This is a genomic window from Photobacterium rosenbergii, from assembly GCF_033022775.1.
GTDB lineage: Bacteria > Pseudomonadota > Gammaproteobacteria > Enterobacterales > Vibrionaceae > Photobacterium > Photobacterium rosenbergii_A.
The window spans coordinates 1-19,840 of record NZ_JAWJZI010000022.1 but is presented as its reverse complement, the minus strand read 5'-3'; the positions used below and the strand labels follow the sequence as shown (position 1 = coordinate 19,840).

The following is a 19,840-nucleotide window of genomic DNA, read 5'->3' as shown; positions in this document are numbered from 1 at the left end:
TTAACTAAATAGATAAATGTTGGATGTGTTGTTTTAATAACTTTAGATACATTCAAGGTATAATGATTAATAGATATAGAATTAGGTAACCAGAAAAATGCAAACATCTCGACAGCGAGTTTTGACGGTATTTGGCACAAGGCCTGAAGCCATCAAAATGGCCCCTCTAGTTAAAGCGCTTGAGACCGATGTTCGGTTTGAAGCTAAGGTGTGTGTTACTGCACAGCACCGTGAAATGCTAGACCAGGTATTGGAGCTATTTCAGATAGAACCAGATTATGATTTAGACTTAATGCGTTCAGGTCAGTCTCTAAATGATGTAACTGCACGAATATTGACCACTATGAAGCCTGTATTGGAGGAGTTTAAACCGGATGTGGTTTTAGTACATGGTGATACTGCAACAACGTTTGCTGCATCCCTTGCTGCCTATTATCAGCAGATTGCTGTCGGTCATGTAGAAGCGGGATTGCGTACGGGAAATATTTACTCTCCGTGGCCAGAAGAAGCTAATCGCAAGCTAACAGGTGCACTGTCTCGTTTTCATTTTGCGCCAACAGATACATCAAAAGAGAACCTATTAAAAGAGAACATTGATGAATCTAATATTACTGTAACTGGTAATACTGTCATCGATGCCTTGTTAATGGTCAAAGATAAAATTGATAATGACGAAGAGCTTAAGAGCCATTTAGTTAAACAGTTTCCTTTTCTCGACAATAACAAAAAACTTATATTAGTAACGGGACATCGTCGTGAAAGTTTTGGTGGTGGATTTGAACGAATTTGTGAAGCTCTGGTAAAAATAGCGAATGAGCATTCAAACAGTCAAATTCTATACCCTGTTCACTTAAATCCTAATGTTAGAGAACCTGTAAATCGCATTTTAGCTGGTGTTAATAATGTTCACCTTATTGAACCTCAGCAGTATTTACCTTTTATCTATTTGATGAATCGGGCTCATATTATACTGACAGACTCTGGTGGTATCCAAGAGGAAGCGCCTTCGCTTGGGAAGCCGGTATTAGTGATGCGAGAAACTACTGAAAGGCCTGAAGCTGTAAAAGCAGGTACGGTTAAGTTGGTAGGTACTGATGTTGATAAAATCGTAAAATCTATTAATGATTTGTTGTCAGATGAAAAGCTATATACAGCAATGAGTCGAGCACATAACCCTTACGGTGATGGAAATGCTTGCCAGCGTATAATTGACTGCTTGCAAGGTTAACAATGCTTAAAAGTATATTTGTTGGGTACTTGTCACGGTTGTTAAGTGTGGGTGGTAGCATTTTGGTGCTACCACTTGTGCTTGGTAGCTTAACAAACTTTGAATTTAACATGTGGATTGTTTTCAGTACTGCATTTATGTTTCAAAGCGTACTGGATTTTGGTTTTTCACCCACAATCTCAAGATTTTATGGATATGCAAGAGCAAATAAGGATGATAGTGGAAATACAGATTCGTGGCTTGATAAATTGACTCCAGAGTTAATTTATAAAGGCTCACGTGCTGTTTATCTATTATTAGGTATTATTGCTTTTATATTATCTATTGCATTCTATTATTTCTACATAAAGAACCTTCAAGATGGTGAAACTGTTATTCTTGAATGGACATTTATGGCTTTAGCTTTAATCATTCATATTTTATTTTTGAATGTGAATACTCTTTTACATGGCTATGAGAGAGTTATTGATGTCCATTTTTCAAGTGTATATTCAAGTCTAGCATTTCTAATAATGGCATATGTGTTTTCCCTTTTTAGCTTTGGCTTATTGGGATTAACTATGGCTCGTTTTCTTTCGGTGTTTGTAAATAGACTATATTGCTTCTATCGACTATATCGTGAGCCAATTGAGATTAAATTTGATTGGAAACTATACAAAGGTGAATGGGATATTCTGAAAAAGATTGGTAAGCAGTCAATTCAGGTTGGCTTCGGCGCTTTAGGAGGATACCTTAGTAACCGTTCATTAGTTTTCTTTGTAACTAGCTTTTTTACAGTCGGACTTGCATCAGAATATAATATCGCTTCAATGCTGTTCGCAACAATTTTATCGGTAAGTTTAGTTGCTTCCAATACTCTGATTCCAACATTATCTAAAACTGTATTGGAAAAGAATAAGTCAAAAGAATATAAGACAGTTGCTCAAATGTATGGATTAGGCTTATTGACTGTTGTTCTAGGTGGCATTACCATTTATCTATTTGGTGAATATTTATTAGACTTAATTGGTTCGGAAATAAAATTGCCAAGTGAGACGATTATTATCGCATTTATTGCTTTGTTTATCTGTGAAATGATTTTTCAGGTTTCAACATATATCTGTGCTACATATAATAATGTTAATTATGTAAAAACCATACTTATCAGTGGTGTAATGAATATCTCTATTGCATATGTCGGTTTGAGGTATTTTGAAGTAAGAAATATTGAATTTGTGCTAATTTGCCAATTTTTTACCCAGCTTATATTTAATTACTGGTATTGGCCAAGAAAAGCTCTTTGTTATGTGAGTAGTAAAAAATGTATGGATTAATTTTACGATACTTACCATGGCTACCTATTGGATTTATCGTCATCGATATTATTTCGGGATTGCTACTTCATACAACTGGTAGCAGTTTAGGCATTTCTGTATTGTATAAGTTCACAGTTATTTTACTGTGTCTACTTTTGCTGTCCTTAGGACGTACGGGAGGGGCACAACTGTCTTTCCTAACGGTATTTATTACTGTCGTTTATGGTTGGTTGTACTCATTAGTTTATGGTAACCAACATATAGCGTATCAGGTCACAGAGATATTTAAATTATTTTCTCTTTTTATTATTGCATTTGGACTTATTGAATGCTATAAAATCAAGCCTTTTGATTTAAAAGCTATTAATCTTTTCTTTTTAATAACAGTTTCTGTATTTGCGATTAATATATTATTAGGGCTATTTGGGATAGGATTTAAGGCATATAGCACGCATGGTATCAAAGGTTTCTTCTATAGTGGAAACTCTTTATCTGGAATTATCACTATTCTTTCTGTTTATGTATTGACAAAAGCAAACAAAATAAATTGGAAGGCTTATATAGTTACCTTTGTGTTCTTTATGATTCTAGCATTGTTAATTGGGACAAAAAGTGCGATTCTAGCCGTAGGTATTGTTGGAGTTGCTATCCCATTTCGTTCAATTAATCTTCGTACAGTTATCACTATAGGTTTAGTCTCCTTGGTTAGCTTATTACCTCTGCTTGCTTTTTCGGGGAGCATTTTAAATTCTGCTTTCATTTCTCGATTAGTATTTATGTATAACCAAGGTGGTATTGCTAATCTGATATTATCAGGACGTAATGAATTTCTTGCTACTCTGCTACCCTCTTATTTTGAAAATCTTAACTCCGCTATATTGTTAGGGTTAGATAGAGGTATATCGGCGACATTGGTACATAATATTACTGAGATGGACCTTTCTGATATGCTCATTTTTATGGGGTTGCCAATCAGTCTTATTTATTTGTTTTGCTTTGGGCTTTTATTTAAATATTTAAAAGATAATCTCACCAAAGATATCTTTTTTGAAGTTAGTTTAACAAGTTTTGTTTTAGTTTTGATTGGGCTTATTTCAGGTCATGTGCTTTTTAATGGTGTGATAACACCTTACTGGGCTGCTGTTTTAGCTTTTGGTTTTATAAGATCGGTAGGTAATAATGAAAATCGCAATTTTAACAACACAATATCCATCGGATGAAAATCATTATGCTCATACTTTTGTGCATCGCCGATCATTGTATTTTAAAGAGCAGGGCTATGACGTTACAGTATTAGTACCGCACAAATCTTGCCAACCCTATGAATTTGAAGGGGTAGAGGTTATTCAAGATCAGGCATCTAACTTGTGTCGACTTCTTGAAAGATTTGATGTTGTTTATTTCCATTTGCTGAACTTATATCCTCAGCCTTGGAAGAATGGTGCTCTGCTGTATAACCATATAATTAAAAATAAAATACCTTCGGCATTTTATATGCATGGTAGTGAAGTTCAGTCCATCTCAAAGAGCCGTAACTTTGACCATCAAAATAACCTAAAGCAAATTTTGCGAATGGTTTATAAAGATGTGTTTTTTATGCCGCAAATGAAGAGAATTGTCAAAAAGCTTCACGCTAATGGGACACGGTTTATTACACCTTCCCATTGGATGCATTACGAAGCAATGTGTCAACTTGGCTATTCCTTTGAGGCTGAGATCATTCCAAATGGTATTAATACAACAAAGTTCGATGTAAATGAACTTGTAGATAACAAAAAAATGTTATGTATTCGTCCTTTGAACAGTAATAAGTATGCTGTAGATATTGCTATTCGTACAATGTCTTTTTTACCTAGTGATTTTACTCTAGATATCTATGGCAAAGGTCCAAAGTATGATGAATATATAAACCTGATTTCTTCACTTGGCCTTACTGAACGCGTCAAAATTCACTCAGAGTTTATTAATAATAACGATATGCCTAATTTAATGGCTAAATATTCGTATTTTATGAGTCCAACTCGTATGGATGCTCAAGGTGTGTCTATGTGTGAAGCTATGTCCTGCTCAAGAGTCGTTATATCTTCTAATAATACGGCAATCCCTGAGTTTATAGATTCTGGTTTAAATGGAATATTGGGTGATTCCCCTGAAGATTTGGCGGAAAATATTCTAAATGTGGAAAATGATAAATCTCAGAAATCTATAATTGCTAAAGAAGCACGTAAGAGCATGGTTAATATTGATAATGAAGTAACTTTATCTAAAGAGCTTGTAATATTAAACGCTCTTAATTCTAAGTAGAAATTTTTGGTAAGGTTAATATTCAAGCTTTTAGGTATAAGGTATGAGTAAAGTATTTATTTTTGTTGCTGGTGAAGGAGGGCATTTTAGTCAGTTCACTAGATTTTATGAAAAAGTGCAAGAAGACTTAGTTGATTGTAAAATCTACTTGCTCACAGATCATTTGCACCCTAACAATAATAAGGCTCTCGATGGTTTAAACGTAGTTGAACTGGGAGCCATAAGAGCAAAATCAGGCTTTCGATTTTCTGATATGTTTAACCATTTATATCGTGCTGTAAGCTTTTATATTAAGCTTAGAAATTTTAAAGAGATATCTATGGTTTCTACTGGACCAGGGATTGCAATACTTCCAGCTATTTTAACTAGGCTTTTGGGGGGGAAGGTCGTTCACATAGAAACCTGGTCTAGGTTTTATTCAAAATCTATGACCGGTAAAGTGATGTATTTCCTAGCAAATAAATTTTATGTACAGAATCAGTCATTATTGAAATTGTATAAAAAAGCAATATATTCAGGAAAGCTGTGATGAAGAAATGTTTAGTAACTGTTGGTACATCATCTTTTGATTCTTTACTTAAAGAATTGGACAGCCTTAGAATTGATTCTTTGGATATATATTTTCAGACTGGAACCTCTAAATATAAACCTAAAAATTATCAGCATTCACCCTTCATTGATAATTTTAATGATAGTTTGAGAGAGTATGATTTAATCATATCTCATGCTGGTGCTGGTTCTGTTTATCACATGCTTGAATGTAATTACAATATCATTGTTGTCCCAAATACTGATAGAGTAGATCTACATCAACTTGAGTTGGCTAAATTTGTAGAATCTAATAATTTGGCTCTAACGTGCCATGATATTTCTGAAATTAAAACAAAGATTGAAGTTGCTCTCACGCATCCTAAATTTGATAAGTATACAAAAGAGGAGTTTTTCAAATTTAGTGAAATTATAAACTTCTTAAAATGAAAAAGCCGCCATTAGTGAAGTGACCCCGTAAAGTTGGACATTTCTGTTAAGCGACTTTCAAGGCCTGATTTCGATACTCTATCGGAGTCAGGCCTTTTAGTTTCGTTTTGATACGCTTGGTATTGTAGTACTTGATGTATTCTTTAATCTGCTCTATCAAGTCATTTGCATCTTCAAAACTTCGATTGTGATACATCTCTGTCTTAAGTAGGGCAAAGAAGTTTTCAGCGACAGCATTATCTAAGCAATTGCCCTTTCTCGACATACTTTGTACTAACCCGTTATCAATCATTTGCTTCTGATAGGTTCGATGGCGATACTGCCACCCTTGATCACTATGTATGATTGGCTTTGACTCTGGTTCTAGTTTTGAAATCGCTTCTGCAAGCATATCAGTAACCAACGGTAAGCCGGCATTTTTCGCGACTTTATAGGTAATAACCTCTCGAGTAAACAAGTCCACCACTGGTGACAGATACACTTTCTGTCCTTTGACTTTAAACTCTGTCACATCAGTTACCCATTTTTCATCTGGCTTGGCCGCACTAAAATCTCTTTCAAGAACGTTAGGGGCAATGTTTCCGCACTCACCACGATAAGAGCGATACTTCTTGGGCCTTACCGTCGGCTTGAGGCTTAGCTGAGCCATAAGCTTTTGAACTGTCTTATGATTCAGCATGATATTACGCTTTCTTAGTTCCAGGTGAACTCGTCGATAGCCATATCGTCCCTTATGCTCGTGATAAATTGACTGTACCAGCAGCCTTTCATTTTCATAGATATCAGGACACTTACTCGCTTTTACCTGGTAATAAAATACGCTTCTTGCAAGATTGAGAGCACGAAGTAAGTGCTTCAGTGGATACTTGTTTTTGAGAGTTAGAGCGATTACCGTTTTTTCTTTGTTCGACGGTTTTTCTCCTGCTCCAACTCTTCCAGCTTTTTTAGAACAGCATTCTCAGCTCGTAAGTAGGCGAGTTCTTCTCTTAATTCCTCAAGAGTCATTTCACTATCTGGCTTGGATGCAGGTTGAGGTTGCTGTTTCATGGGAGGCCTTCCTTTAGGTTGCGCTTCGAGCCCTTTAATACCTTGCTGGTTATACCGCTTGAGCCAGACAGAAAGTATTCCTGGGGACGAGAGATTTAAGACAGCACTAGTGTGCGCGATAGACCAGTTATTCGTCCACATAAGTTTCAATGCTGCTAACTTGGATTGGGCTGTAAGCGCCTGAGTTGCGCGTACAAATGAACGATTGCCATGTATAGAAAAGACTTGCGCCCAGTACCTAATTTGGCTCGAAGAGATGGAATGTTGTTGAGTAAGGCTCCGAGATGACTCGCTACTTAAGCATTTCTTGGCAATAGAACACTTGAATTCGCGACTGTATTTGGACATAAAAAGACCCCCAATAATTGATTGTCCAACTATTGGGGGTCAGTTCACATTAGGCGGCTTTTTTTATTTTAATGAGTTTCTGAAGTATACAAAACTAACACCAGAAAGTAATCCAAACAATGCACCTAGAATAATAAAAAATGCTTTTTGGTTTTTTAACTGAGAAGTATCATCTATTTGAGCTAGTGGATAAAAGCTTTGGAATTTAATGTCTTCTCTTAAGGCATTGTGTTGGTTTAAAAAAGAAAGCCTAGCTACCACTTCAGCCATAGAAGGAGTAATTATTTCATCTTGTTTAAGATTAGTTAGAGATTCAATCTTAGCTTTATAGATTTTATACCCATCATTAGTGTTGAATATTGAATCGTTGCTATAAGAGAAGTAAGGAAGATCTACATTTGCCTTTTTCGTAATCTCATATGATACTTTAGCTTTATTAATTTCAATGTCGATAAGGCTTCTTTGTAATTCTTTCGAGTATTCATACTTAGACTGTTCATGCTTAAACAAAGTATTAATCTCAGTATTGATTTCCTCTGTTAGTTCTTGTGCGGTCGCTTCTTGTGTATAGGCAATATAATCTTTTAATAATAGATTACTAATGTTGCTCTCTATGCTCACAACTTCCAGTGAGTAGCTAGTTGAACTAGTAAGGTCGCTTTCAATTAAGTTGGCAGTTATTTTTTCTGCCCACTCGAGATCCAACTCGCCCTGAGATGATGTATCTACGTTGTTATGCGTTAAATAGTCTTGAAAAACTACACTCTCAGACAGAAACTCCAATTTATTATCAAGAAGATTGAAATTTTCGATGAATGCTTTTAGTAAAGCTTCACTTTCAATGCCCTTTTTTAATGGGCTGTTTAAGTTATTAGAGCTATACAGAAAGTCGTATAGCTCTACATTATCAACCAGTTCTTGGTATTGCTCAATATCTGGAGCTGCAACTTGTATTGATGCTATCCATTCAGGTTCTTGTTTTCCTGAAAAAAACCAACTTACTACTGTGAAAGTAAGTACAAACGAAACGATATGAAACTTACCTTTCCATAGTATATTGAAATGGCTTAAAAGGCTGAAGTCTTTATAAGTTGTGTCGTGATTTTGTTGCTTCATCATTTACTCGTTTTTTGAACTATTGAATTTTTATTTATTCTTTTAAGAAAGGATGTCACTTTCCATATATTCAAAAGAACATATAAGTACGCTAAAAATAAAAAGAAAAACCCGAAAAACATAATGCTTTCTGAGATGTTGAGGTATTCGCCCAAAATTCCAATGCCTGCTAGGATAGATGCTAGCGTACATATTACTATTAGTGTTTGGGTCGAGTTTAAACCAAACCTCTGAAAGATATGATGCAAGTGTTCTCTATCGGGCTTAAATGGTGAGTCACCACGTCTGATACGTCTAACCATAATTGCTGCCATATCCATTAATGGAATCCCTATCAGCCATAGCGCTGTAACAGGTCTAAGCGGAGACTTATCGCCATTTTGACTTGCTAGTAATAACATCCAGATTACGGTAAAGCCAATCAACATGCTTCCGGCATCGCCCATAAAGACTTTTCTTCTTCTTCCAAAAGCACCAAGATTTAAAAGAATATATGGAATAATTGCCACAATAATAACAGTTAAAATATAGGCGAGGTTTGTTTGTCTTTCATTTGCAAGGATAAGGGCAAGGCTTCCGAATGTTACTATAGAAAGCCCTCCAAGTAGCCCGTCAATGCCATCGACCATATTGAAGGCATTGATTGCACCGATGACAGCAACCACGGTAATAAGGTAACCAAAAACACCTAGGTTTATGGGCCCGAACCCAAAGAGATCACCTAAGGTGTGTAGTTCTAAACCGGCAAAATAGATCATGCAGATTGATAGGGCTCCTTGCAGGAGCATTCTCAGTTTAAAATCCACATCAAACTTATCATCCAGAGCACCAACAATCGTTAAAGTTGTAATGCAGAAAACAAATAGCCCTGAGTCATTTAATATCTCTGGCTTGTAGTACAAAAACTGAGCAAGGCAAATGCAGATAGCTATACCACCAACGAGAGGTACGGCTCCTTGGTGTAGCTTTCTTGCGTTGGGTTTATCAACGAGTCCAATTCGTTTTGCGAATTTTCTTAATAAAAATAAAGCCGTCAGCGAGGAGAAAAAGACGAAAAAAAAGTCAGCAAACATTGGATACTACTAGTGTTGTTGTGTGATGGTCTTATCTAATTTTAACAAGAATTAACTAGTTAAAGAAGTCTTAAGAGCGACTCAATCGTAACTGAGTATATTAGTACAGGTTATTATTGATAGGTTAGTGCGTCCTTACCTTCGGATTTGCTTGATTTGTTGAGCTTTTTTTCATTTTTTTTTGCGAGGTGTTACTAATCATTAAACCTCATCTAGTGCGTGCTCACTTTTTTTTGTCATCATCTCTATGAATTCTGGTTAAGGTATGACGCATGAACATTATTCATCATGGAGCATTTGAGGGGGTGACGGGCTCTTGCCATGAGCTGCGCTGGGAGAAATATGGCATTCTGATTGACTGTGGGTTGTTTCAAGGGAGTGAAGCCCAACATTCATTGAATATCGATTTTGCCGTAGAGCATATCCAGGCTCTTGTGTTGACCCATTGCCATATTGATCACATCGGCCGGATTCCCTGGCTGCTTGCTGCGGGCTATCGTGGCCCCATTTATGCAACAGAGGCGACGGCTGCATTGTTGCCGTTAATGCTCGATGATGGATTGAAAATTCAGCTCAACCTGAATCAAAACCAACGTAATCAGTTCTTGAGTTTGTGTAAGAGTTTGCTCAGGCCAGTTCCTTTCGACTGCCAGGCGCCTGTTGTTTTGCCAAATGGTGAGAGGCTCGCGCTTTATTTTCGCCAGGCAGGGCACATTTTGGGTTCGGCTTATGTTGAAGTTGTCTTACCAAACAGCCAGGTTGTTGTTTTCTCTGGTGACCTTGGCCCAACTGGCACACCTTTGCTGGTTGATCCGGTATCGCCTAAACGTGCCGATGTTTTGGTATTAGAAAGTACCTATGGCGATAAGTGTCACCAAAGGGAGAGAGAGCGAAGTGAAAACCTCAAGCAAATTATTGAAAAGTCCCTGCTTGACGGTGGTGCGATACTCATCCCTTCCTTCAGTGTTGGTCGTACGCAAGAGCTATTGTTTGATATCGAGAGCTTGATAGCCGAGACATTCGCGCCTGTTTTGCTAAAGGGTACAGAGTTGCAAGGGGACGCCGAGCGATTGAAGTGGGAAGAGCTGCCGATAATCTTGGATTCGCCTTTGGCCGATGAAGTTACCAAGCAGTATGCGCTTTTTTTCCGCTTATGGGAGAAAGAGGCGCTAGCAAGGAAAAATATGGGGCGCCATCCGTTGTCGTTTGAACAATGTATTACAGTCGGCTCCCACCAGCAGCATCAATCAATTGTGAATCGCTTGGTATCGACCCAAGAGCCCGCGATTGTCGTCGCAGCGAGCGGTATGTGCAGCGGGGGACGGATCCTCAACTACCTCAGGGCGTTATTGCCAGAACCCCGGACAGATGTAGTGATTGCGGGGTATCAGGCGAAGGGTACACTGGGGTATTCCCTTTCCCGTGGTGCAAAACGGGTTAATATCGACGGTGAGGATATAGATGTCAGGGCACGTATACATCATCTAACGGGTTATTCTGCCCACGCAGACCAAGCTGATTTGGTTCAATTTGTCGACAATATTGGCCAAGGCCCAACTAAAGTTCACCTTGTACATGGCGATATTAAAGCTCAGAGTGAATTGGCAGCAAAGTTGCGTTCGATAAAGCCCAATTGTGAGGTGGTGGTCACTGCCGGGCAAAATATAGTCACTGCTTGATACTGAACATTATTATGTACCGTAAACAATACCATCACTATGCTCTGTTAAGTTACTGATGTATTATCTTTGCTAATTGAGTATACCAATCAGTAAGTAGGTAGCGATGCATGAACTGTCGCTCTTGCAAGTTTGCTGAAGAGATTGAGGTTGAATAATGAAGATTACGGTTGCGGGTACAGGGTATGTTGGCCTGTCAAACGCGGTGCTATTGGCGCAGCACAATGAAGTCGTCGCATTGGATATTATCCAAGATAAAGTGGACTTGATTAACAGTGGTCAATCGCCGATCGAAGATAGAGAAATTTCTCAATACCTGGCAGAAAAAAAGCTGGATCTTCAAGCGACAACGGACAAGGAGCTTGCTTACCAAGGGGCTGACTATGTCATTATTGCAACGCCAACTGATTACGACCCGATCACCAACTACTTTAATACCTCCTCAGTTGAAGCGGTGATTAAAGATGTTATGTCGATTAACCCGAACGCGGTGATGGTCATTAAGTCAACGGTACCTGTTGGCTATACGCAGCGTGTGCAGGAAGAGTTGGGTTGTAAAAATTTGCTATTCTCACCTGAGTTCTTGCGTGAAGGCCGTGCCTTGTTTGATAATTTGCACCCGTCTCGCATTATTGTCGGCGAAAAGTCTGAGCGCGCTGAAGTATTTGCCAATCTGCTGGTACAGGGTGCGGTGAAAGAAGATATTGAAGTGCTTTTCACCGACGCTACAGAAGCGGAAGCCGTGAAGTTGTTCTCGAATACGTATCTTGCTATGCGTGTGGCATACTTCAATGAGCTGGACTCTTACGCTGAAGCCCATGGTTTGGACAGCCGTCAAATTATCGAAGGGGTTGGTTTGGACCCTCGTATTGGCAACCACTACAACAACCCGTCATTCGGCTATGGCGGCTACTGCCTACCGAAAGACACTAAACAATTGTTAGCCAACTACCAGGCGGTACCGAACAATATTATTGGTGCAATTGTTGATGCTAACCGCACCCGTAAAGATTTCATTGCCGATTCTATCATTGCGAAAAAACCAGAAGTGGTAGGTGTTTACCGTCTTATCATGAAAGCGGGCTCTGACAACTTCCGTGCTTCTTCTATCCAGGGCATCATGAAGCGTATCAAGGCCAAGGGTATCCCGGTCGTGGTGTATGAGCCGGTTTTGCAGGAAGAAGAGTTCTTCCAGTCCAAAGTGATGACAGATCTCGAGGAGTTCAAGCAGGTGTCTGACGTCATCATCTCCAACCGTATGGCAGAAGAGCTCGCAGACGTTGCCGATAAGGTCTACACCCGCGATCTATTTGGGGCGGATTAAAGAGCTAGGCTATAGGTAATGGGCAATAGGCCATAGGATTTAAAATTCAAGGATGAATTACAAGAAGCTAAAAGTTTGGAGGGATAGCTATCAACAGGCATTGGATGTTTATAAGGCCATTGAAAGTTGTAATGATTACAGCTTGAGGGATCAAATCCGACGCTGTTGCATATCTGTTCCTTCTAATATTGCTGAGGGTGACGAGAGATTTAGCGATAGAGAAGCAGTAAGGTTTTTTTATATAGCTAAAGGTTCAAATGGAGAACTAGTTACCCAACTAATGCTGGCGCGGGATTTAACATACATTTCCCCTTCAGAAGTGAACCCATTGATTGAAAAAGCTCAACATATATCTGCTCAGCTAGGGGCCTTAATTAGACATAGGCAAAAGTGTTCCTCATAACTGCCATCGTCCATCGTCCATCGTCCATCGTCCATCGCCCATCGCCCATCGCCCATCGCCCATCGCCCATCGCCCGTTTCTCATTCTCAAGACTCTTCTCAACTCCCCCTCCCGTATCGCTAACCCCAACTATACTTACCGATATATCAATAACCATACGTTGCGCTTTGGGGATAGTAATGATGAAGTTTTCATTGGCGGCATTTTTAATATCGGGCTTTATTAGCTTCTCTTCTTTTGCGGCAGACTCTGCATCTACTTCTTCTCAGGTTAGGCAAGCGCCGACCTCGACGCCTACCGCTTCCCAGTCGAGTTCGACTCAACAGCAGGCGCAAGCTTCGGTACAAGCGGCGAATCAGGAAACCGGAAAAGCGGCAGGTATTGATACCGCATTTGCGGCTTCGGCGGGTGGTATTACCGCAACGGTTTTGGCGGTCGGTGCCGCCGCGGTTGTGATCGGGGTGGCATTGTCTGATTCAGGCGGCGGCGATGACCCGGCACCACCTGTAACAGCACAAGCTGAGTAAATTAGGTAAAAGTAAACATTTTTAGCTAGGCCTGCATTATCTGCAGTCCTAGTTTATTCTAGGACCCAGGACCCAGGACCCAGGACCCAGGACCTAGGACCTAGGTTCTTCATACCTTCTTCCCCTTCACCAACTTCCTTACCCACATCCGTCCCGGATGCAGGGCCTCCAGCACGCTGTTTGGCAGTGGGAGCGGATCACCGCAGATCTGTGATGCAAGTAACTCACCCAGCAGTGGGGCAGAGCTTAAACCACGAGAGCCCAAACCAATCATGGCGTACAGGTTTGGGTAAACCGGCACGTCCTCTGCGCTCTCCTGCTGGTTTTTCAAGTCTGCATATTGCTCAAGTAATGGCTCGTATTGGCACACGTCACCTACGAATGGTAGGTGGTCGCGGCTGGCACAGCGGACACCGACACGTGCTTGTTCCGCTGACATATCAATATCCTGCGGCCAGCTTGCTGCAGGCAGGCAGTCAACCAAACGCTGCTTGTTGTCGGCATGCTCTTCTGGGCTGAAGGTTAAATCGGTACTGCCGCGGCGGTAGCTGGCACCGATGCAATGGCTCTCACCCGTGGCATTGACGGGTGTCAGGTAGCCATCGTAGCAAAGCACGGTTTTGAGCGGGTTCAGCGTTGGGTTAGTTGGAACATGGCTCACTTGCCCGCGTACCGAGTAAGCCGGAATATCCTGGGTCTGTGGAAACTCGGCGAAACGGTGTCCGTTAGCCACAATCACGGTGTGGTGTTGGTAGCTTTGACCTTGTTGGTCAGTCAGTCGCCAGCTTTGTTCACCCAGCAGGTCAAGCTGTTGAATGTCGACCTTAGTTTTGAGTTCAAGCATGCCCATTTCTTGTGCTTGTTCAATCAAGGCGCGGGTCAGCTCTTGCGGGCATAACCATCCGCCAAGCGGGTAGTTGACACTGCTGTGGCCTGAAACCACGCCAGTTACCTGCTCGGTTTGTTCAACGTCTAATTGGCGTATCAGCTGTTCAGGGAAGCCGCCTGTCATCATCTTGCCAAGCTTGCTGGTGGCATTGTCATCCCAGGCGAGCTGGGTGACACCGCACCACTCATGGGCGACCGCTTTTTGCTTGGCGGCCTGTTCAACAAACTGACGGGCATAGAGAAATGCCGGGGCAAAGAAGCGCGAGAGGGCGTCGTTGGAGCCGTTGAGCAGCGGGTATACCGCGCCCTGGCGGTTGCCTGAAGCCCCTTCTGCAGGTAGTTCATCGGCACAATAAAGCGTTGTTTTGATACCACGACGAGCCAGTGCCAGTGCCGTGGTTGCCGAGCCGACCCCACCGCCGATGATCGCAATGCCTGCATCAGTCTGTTCTTTCGCGGCCGACTTGCGGTTATACCATGGCTTGACGTTAGTGCTGTATTTGCGTTCGGTCACGCTACCTGCCAGCATTTCGCGCTTGGTACCAAAGCCTTTGACCTTCTTCATGTCAAAGCCAGCTTCAATCAGGCCGCGACGGACAAAACCTGCAGCGGTAAAGGTTGCGGTGCTACAGCCGACACGAGCCAGTTTGGCCATGCCGTTGAACAGATCTTGGTTCCACATTTCCGGATTCTTGCTTGGCGCAAATCCATCAAGGAACCAGGCATCAACGATACCGTCATTATTCGTCCATACTTGTGGCATACAGTCTTTGATATCACCGAACCACAGATCAAGGGTGATCATGCCGTGTTCCAGCACAATGCGGTGGCAGTCGGCGACCGCGGGTGGGTAGTGGGCATGGAGCTGGCTGGCTAAATCAGCCAGTTCCGGCCAAGACTCATGAGCCTTGATCAGATCGTCTTTGGTGACCGGAAACTTTTCGAAGCTGATGAAGTGCAGCTCTTTGGTGGTCGCATCCGGGTTGGCCTGGCGGAAGGCTTTGAACCACTGCCATACCGCAAGGAAGTTGAGGCCGGTGCCAAAACCGGTTTCCGCAACCACAAAACGGCGGCGGTCGAAGGTTTCCCAGCGTGTCGGTAAGCCATTCTGGTGCAGAAACACATAGCGGGTTTCTTCCAGGCCATTGGCGTTGGAGAAGTAGACATCGTCAAAGTCGTTGGAAACAGGCGTTCCTGATTCGTTCCAGTCCAATACGGCATTTTCGATTTTTGCCGATGGCGTTTTGCTTACGGACGGTTGGGCTTTATAAGACAAAGGGAGAAGCCTCATAGTTGGTATTACGGGTTGAATTGCAGAGGATTGTACCTGATCAACAGGAAAGCTGACCACTTTTGGCGGACAAACCCGTTATTATCGTCAACGTTATACCCAAGTCACCTCAGGTTGCTAATTGTTTTGACTGAGGTTATTTGGGTATAAATGACAGTAGGAATTCATCATGAAACGAGCCGTAATTACAGGCATGGGTATTGTCTCCAGTATTGGTAACAACGTTAAAGAAGTGCTGGAGTCTTTGAAAACGGGTAAGTCCGGTATCAACTTCTCTGAACAATTTGCAGAAATGAAGCTGCGCAGTAATGTTTGGGGCGATTTGAAAATGACCCCTTCAGAGCATATCGATCGTAAGAAAATGCGTTTCATGGGCGATGCTGCCGCTTTTGCTTACCTGTCTATGGAGCAAGCAATTGAAGATGCTGGCCTGACTGAAGATCAGGTTTCAAACGACCGTACGGGCCTTGTTGCTGGTTCTGGCGGTGCGTCTTCTTACAACCAGGTTGCTGCGGTTGATATTCTTCGCGAGAAAGGCGTTAAGCGTGTTGGTCCTTACATGGTTCCGCGTACTATGTCTTCAACCGTGTCGGCTTGTTTGGCGACACCGTTCAAAATCCGTGGTGTGAACTACACCATGAGCTCAGCTTGTGCGACGTCGGCACACTGTATCGGTCACGCCCTAGAGCTTATTCAGCTAGGCAAGCAAGACGTTGTTTTTGCCGGTGGTGGTGAAGAGCTAGATTGGTCGCTGACTATGATGTTCGATGCCATGGGCGCACTATCAACTAAGTACAACGACAACCCAACTAAAGCTTCGCGTACTTACGACGCAGACCGCGATGGTTTCGTGATCTCTGGTGGCGGCGGCATGCTGGTTATCGAAGAGCTAGAGCACGCATTGGCGCGTGGTGCAAAAATCTATGGTGAGATCGTTGGCTACGGCGCAACCTCTGACGGCTATGACATGGTAGCCCCATCAGGCGAAGGCGCGGTGCGTTGTATGAAGATGGCAATGCAGGATGTTGACAGCATTGACTACATCAACACCCACGGTACTTCGACGCCTGTTGGTGACGTGAAAGAGCTAGGCGCGATCCAAGAACTCTTTGGTGATAACAGCCCTGCGATTTCTGCAACCAAGGCAATGACAGGCCACGCACTGGGCGCGGCAGGTGTTCACGAAGCGATTTACTCGACGCTGATGCTAAACAATGGTTTTATCGCCCCAAGCATCAATATTGATAACCTGGATCCAGCGGCAGAGGGCCTGGATGTCGTGACTGAAAAGCGCGACCAGGAGCTGAAGACCGTGATGTCAAACAGCTTTGGCTTCGGCGGTACTAACGCCACACTGGTTATCAAGAAGTACGAAGGGTAAGAAGAGCTGGCCATAGGAAAACAGGCTCTTGGCTATGGGTAAAGTACAAAGCCCATAGTCCACCTAGAAATTATGCAGGTTGGGGGGAAGTTAGGGAAAGTGAGCCGATAGCCACACGCCCTTAGCCGCTCGCCTGAACCCGACTTTTGTCATTTTCCAGGGGGTGGCACTGACTAAGAGATTCAGCTAGAAAGCCTTTTTGCGGAGACTGCGCTAGCTGTTTTGCCCTTGAGTCAGTGCCTAAAAAACAGACGCGACATTGGCTGTGAGAATAGTATTTTCTTTTGCGGGAGCTGTCTATGATCCCAGTCGGTGTTTTTATTCCTGGACGTTCGCCCAGCAGAGATTCTGCTGGGCTTTTTTATGGGTAAGAGCTTGGCTGATAGGCAAAACGGCCAGAGGCTAGAGGAAAAGCAAGAGATTGACATGGTTAGGCTCTTGCAAACAATTTGGATCGCCCATCGCCCATCGCCCATCGCCCATCGCCCATCGCCCATCGCCCATCGCCCATCGCCCATCGCCCATCGCCCATGAATCACTTGACACTCCCTCAACATCCAATAGCATCTCCCATATACAAATAACCTTCGAAGGACGCTTTATGAAAATCCTCATTGACGAGAACATGCCTTATGCCGAGGCGCTTTTTAGCCAGTTGGGCGAGGTGATCAGCAAGCCGGGCAGGACGATGACCGCTGAGGATTTGCAGGATGTCGATGCCTTGATGATCCGCTCGGTGACCAAGGTCAACGAAGCGCTACTGACCAAGGCCAACAAGCTGAAGTTTGTCGGTACGGCAACGGCTGGTCAGGATCATGTTGACGAAGCGATGTTGGCAGCCAAGGGAATTACTTTTACTGCAGCGCCGGGTTGTAACAAGGTCGGTGTCGCGGAATATGTATTGAGTAGCCTGATGGTGCTTGGGCAGCAGCAGGGCTTTTCTATCTTCGACAAAAAGGTCGGGATCATCGGTGCCGGTAATGTCGGCAGCTGTCTTGCTCAATGTCTCGATGCGCTGGGTATCGCGTACCTGCTCAATGACCCGCTTAAAGAACAGCAGGGCGATAACCGACCATTCCACTCGCTGGAAGATATCCGCTCGCAATGTGATGTGATCACCATGCACACGCCAATTACCCGCGATGGCGAGTATCCAACTTATCACTTGGTTGATGAGGCTTTTATCGCGGATCTAAAGCCTGGCGCTATTTTGATCAACGCGGCCCGTGGCCCGGTTGTCGACAACCAGGCGCTTAAGCGCGCTCTGCAGCAGAGCCTGTCTGGTGTAGGCAAGACACTGACAGCAGTCTTGGATGTGTTCGAACATGAGCCACAAGTTGACTTGGAACTGTTGCCATTGCTGGCTTTTGCCACGCCGCATGTGGCGGGTTACGGCTTGGAAGGTAAAGCCCGCGGCACAACGATGGTTTACAACAGCTTCTGCCAGTTCCTTGGCTTAGATAAGGAAGTCAGTGCCTCAAGCTTGCTGCCGGTTGCTCCGGTGCCACAGGTAACGCTTAGCGGAAAGTGGGACGAGCCAACCTTATTCTCTCTGACTCAGCTGGTTTACGATGTGCGCCGTGATGATGGTTTATTCCGCCGTGAAATGAGCCAAACTGAAGAAGGTAGCCCGGAAATGGCCTCGGCATTTGACCGGATGCGTAAAAATTACTGGGATCGCCGCGAATATAGCGCGATTACAGTAGCGGGCGAGGCCCATTTTGGGGTAGAGTCGCTGGCTAAATTAGGTTTTACAGTAGAGGAAAGGCCATGAGCCAGGAATTTGATATTGCAGTACTCGGTGCGACCGGCGCTGTCGGCGAAACCATTGTAGAAGTTCTTGAGGAACGCAATTTTCCTGTTCGCAATCTCTATTTACTTGCTTCTGAGCGCAGTGCGGGCAAAACCCTGCGCTTTAAGGGTAAGACTGTACGTGTAACCAATGTTGAAGATTTCGACTGGGGCCAGGTTCAGCTTGCTATTTTCTCTGCCGGTGCAGAAGCTTCAGAGCGTTGGGCACCCACTGCAGCCGATTATGGCGTAGTAGTCATTGATAATACATCACGCTTCCGTTACGACTACGATGTACCTTTGGTGATCCCAGAGGTAAACCCGCACGCGCTGGCGGAATACCGTAACCGTAACATTATTGCCAACCCGAACTGCTCGACTATTCAGATGCTGGTGGCACTGAAGCCTATCCACGAAGCATACGGTATTGAACGCATCAACGTTGCCACTTACCAGTCGGTATCGGGAACGGGCAAGAAAGGTGTGGACGAGCTTGCAGGCCAAACGGCCAAGCTACTGAACGGCCTACCTGCAGAAACGGATGTGTACGACAAGCAAATCGCCTTTAACTGCTTGCCGCATATCGATCAGTTCATGGATAACGGCTACACCAAAGAAGAAATGAAGATGGTGTGGGAAACCCAGAAAATTTTGGGTGACGACAATATCCGCGTGAACCCGACTTGTGTGCGTGTGCCGGTGTTCTACGGTCATGCTGAAGCAGTTCATGTTGAAACCTGCCAGCCGGTGCATGTCGAGGAAGCGATTAGCCTGTTGGAAAATGCCGAAGGCATTGAAGTCTTCCACGGCAATGACTACCCGACCCAGGTTAGTGACGCGACAGGTAAAGACCACGTGATGGTTGCCCGTATCCGCGAAGATATCAGCCACCCTTGCGGCCTGAACATGTGGGTTGTTGCTGATAACGTGCGTAAAGGCGCAGCAACCAACAGCGTACAGATTGCCGAGAAGCTGATTGAAGAGTATTTATAAAAGGTTGGCCCTGGGAAGAGCCGGCCCTAGGAAAAGCGGGAAGAGCGAAAGAACAAGAGCGAAGAGCTTGACGTCATATCGCTATCAGTGATCGCTTCTGCAGGACCCAGGACCCAGGACCCAGGACCCAGGACCCAGGACCCAGGACCCAGGACCCAGGACCCAGGACCCAGG

The 19,840-nt window shown here is 43.5% G+C and carries 18 protein-coding genes and 1 pseudogene; 13 read left to right on the top strand and 6 right to left on the bottom strand.

Features of this window, described 5'->3' with window-relative positions:
• Nucleotides 1-97 precede the first annotated feature (97 nt).
• From wecB to pssE, 6 genes are read left to right on the top strand one after another with little or no spacing between them, the layout of a single operon-like run.
• Entirely contained in the window at nucleotides 98-1,228 is a 1,131-nt protein-coding gene (wecB, locus tag R2X38_RS24235) for a non-hydrolyzing UDP-N-acetylglucosamine 2-epimerase (protein ID WP_317524911.1), read from the top strand.
• Between the two features lie 2 nt (nucleotides 1,229-1,230).
• Nucleotides 1,231-2,541 carry a hypothetical protein gene (locus tag R2X38_RS24230; RefSeq protein WP_317524910.1) on the top strand — a complete coding sequence of 437 codons (1,311 nt, stop codon included), beginning with the start codon at nucleotides 1,231-1,233 and terminating at the stop codon, nucleotides 2,539-2,541.
• Nucleotides 2,529-3,743: an O-antigen ligase family protein gene (locus R2X38_RS24225; RefSeq protein ID WP_317524908.1), complete on the top strand. Its 1,215-nt coding sequence runs from the start codon at nucleotides 2,529-2,531 to the stop codon at nucleotides 3,741-3,743. Before R2X38_RS24230 ends, R2X38_RS24225 begins: the two co-directional genes overlap by 13 nt.
• Complete coding sequence (locus R2X38_RS24220) at nucleotides 3,703-4,827, top strand: glycosyltransferase family 4 protein (protein ID WP_317524907.1); 1,125 nt, start codon at nucleotides 3,703-3,705, stop codon at nucleotides 4,825-4,827. Before R2X38_RS24225 ends, R2X38_RS24220 begins: the two co-directional genes overlap by 41 nt.
• A gap of 43 nt (nucleotides 4,828-4,870) precedes the next feature.
• Nucleotides 4,871-5,356 (top strand): PssD/Cps14F family polysaccharide biosynthesis glycosyltransferase, encoded by a 486-nt coding sequence (gene pssD, locus R2X38_RS24215; protein ID WP_317524906.1) that lies wholly within the window; start codon nucleotides 4,871-4,873, stop codon nucleotides 5,354-5,356.
• The gene (pssE, locus tag R2X38_RS24210; protein WP_317524905.1) at nucleotides 5,356-5,805 is read left to right on the top strand and encodes a PssE/Cps14G family polysaccharide biosynthesis glycosyltransferase; all 450 of its coding nucleotides are present in this window, start codon (nucleotides 5,356-5,358) and stop codon (nucleotides 5,803-5,805) included. Before pssD ends, pssE begins: the two co-directional genes overlap by 1 nt.
• 46 nt (nucleotides 5,806-5,851) lie before the next feature.
• Here the strand turns inward: pssE and R2X38_RS24205 are convergent, their stop codons facing one another.
• From R2X38_RS24205 to wecA, 5 genes and pseudogenes are all read right to left on the bottom strand, one after another.
• The gene (locus R2X38_RS24205) at nucleotides 5,852-6,694 is read right to left on the bottom strand and encodes an IS3 family transposase (protein ID WP_317524940.1); all 843 of its coding nucleotides are present in this window, start codon (nucleotides 6,692-6,694) and stop codon (nucleotides 5,852-5,854) included.
• Nucleotides 6,694-6,852, bottom strand: coding sequence for a hypothetical protein (locus R2X38_RS24200; protein WP_317524941.1), 159 nt, complete (start codon nucleotides 6,850-6,852; stop codon nucleotides 6,694-6,696). Before R2X38_RS24200 ends, R2X38_RS24205 begins: the two co-directional genes overlap by 1 nt.
• Nucleotides 6,853-6,915: 63 nt before the next feature.
• Nucleotides 6,916-6,993: pseudogene (locus R2X38_RS24195) on the bottom strand (helix-turn-helix domain-containing protein); the annotation flags it as partial.
• A gap of 270 nt (nucleotides 6,994-7,263) precedes the next feature.
• Nucleotides 7,264-8,316, bottom strand: coding sequence for a Wzz/FepE/Etk N-terminal domain-containing protein (locus R2X38_RS24190; protein WP_317524904.1), 1,053 nt, complete (start codon nucleotides 8,314-8,316; stop codon nucleotides 7,264-7,266).
• Nucleotides 8,316-9,389: a UDP-N-acetylglucosamine--undecaprenyl-phosphate N-acetylglucosaminephosphotransferase gene (gene wecA, locus R2X38_RS24185; RefSeq protein ID WP_317524903.1), complete on the bottom strand. Its 1,074-nt coding sequence runs from the start codon at nucleotides 9,387-9,389 to the stop codon at nucleotides 8,316-8,318. The genes R2X38_RS24190 and wecA overlap by 1 nt, the downstream gene beginning before the upstream one ends.
• Nucleotides 9,390-9,661: 272 nt before the next feature.
• Here wecA and R2X38_RS24180 point away from each other — a divergent pair, with 272 nt between their 5' ends.
• The 4 genes from R2X38_RS24180 to R2X38_RS24165 all read left to right on the top strand — a co-directional run bounded on the left by R2X38_RS24180 (nucleotide 9,662) and on the right by R2X38_RS24165 (nucleotide 13,322).
• Nucleotides 9,662-11,068, top strand: a complete 1,407-nt coding sequence (locus R2X38_RS24180) for an MBL fold metallo-hydrolase (RefSeq protein WP_317524902.1) — start codon at nucleotides 9,662-9,664, stop codon at nucleotides 11,066-11,068.
• A 157-nt stretch (nucleotides 11,069-11,225) separates the two neighbouring features.
• Nucleotides 11,226-12,392, top strand: coding sequence for a nucleotide sugar dehydrogenase (locus R2X38_RS24175; protein WP_317524901.1), 1,167 nt, complete (start codon nucleotides 11,226-11,228; stop codon nucleotides 12,390-12,392).
• Between the two features lie 52 nt (nucleotides 12,393-12,444).
• Nucleotides 12,445-12,795, top strand: coding sequence for a four helix bundle protein (locus tag R2X38_RS24170; protein ID WP_082060660.1), 351 nt, complete (start codon nucleotides 12,445-12,447; stop codon nucleotides 12,793-12,795).
• Between the two features lie 179 nt (nucleotides 12,796-12,974).
• A complete protein-coding gene (locus tag R2X38_RS24165; protein WP_317524899.1) occupies nucleotides 12,975-13,322 on the top strand; it encodes a hypothetical protein in 348 nt (115 codons plus the stop codon).
• A 109-nt stretch (nucleotides 13,323-13,431) separates the two neighbouring features.
• On the opposite strand, the gene mnmC is transcribed toward R2X38_RS24165, so the two are convergent.
• Nucleotides 13,432-15,501: a bifunctional tRNA (5-methylaminomethyl-2-thiouridine)(34)-methyltransferase MnmD/FAD-dependent 5-carboxymethylaminomethyl-2-thiouridine(34) oxidoreductase MnmC gene (gene mnmC / locus R2X38_RS24160; protein ID WP_411185903.1), complete on the bottom strand. Its 2,070-nt coding sequence runs from the start codon at nucleotides 15,499-15,501 to the stop codon at nucleotides 13,432-13,434.
• A 169-nt stretch (nucleotides 15,502-15,670) separates the two neighbouring features.
• On the opposite strand from mnmC, the gene fabB reads away from it, so the two are divergent.
• From fabB to R2X38_RS24145, 3 genes are all read left to right on the top strand, one after another.
• Nucleotides 15,671-16,882 (top strand): beta-ketoacyl-ACP synthase I, encoded by a 1,212-nt coding sequence (gene fabB / locus R2X38_RS24155; RefSeq protein WP_317524897.1) that lies wholly within the window; start codon nucleotides 15,671-15,673, stop codon nucleotides 16,880-16,882.
• 601 nt (nucleotides 16,883-17,483) lie between these two features.
• Nucleotides 17,484-18,656 (top strand): 4-phosphoerythronate dehydrogenase, encoded by a 1,173-nt coding sequence (locus tag R2X38_RS24150; protein WP_317524896.1) that lies wholly within the window; start codon nucleotides 17,484-17,486, stop codon nucleotides 18,654-18,656.
• Nucleotides 18,653-19,666 (top strand): aspartate-semialdehyde dehydrogenase, encoded by a 1,014-nt coding sequence (locus R2X38_RS24145; RefSeq protein WP_317524895.1) that lies wholly within the window; start codon nucleotides 18,653-18,655, stop codon nucleotides 19,664-19,666. The genes R2X38_RS24150 and R2X38_RS24145 overlap by 4 nt, the downstream gene beginning before the upstream one ends.
• The last annotated feature ends 174 nt before the right edge of the window (nucleotides 19,667-19,840 follow it).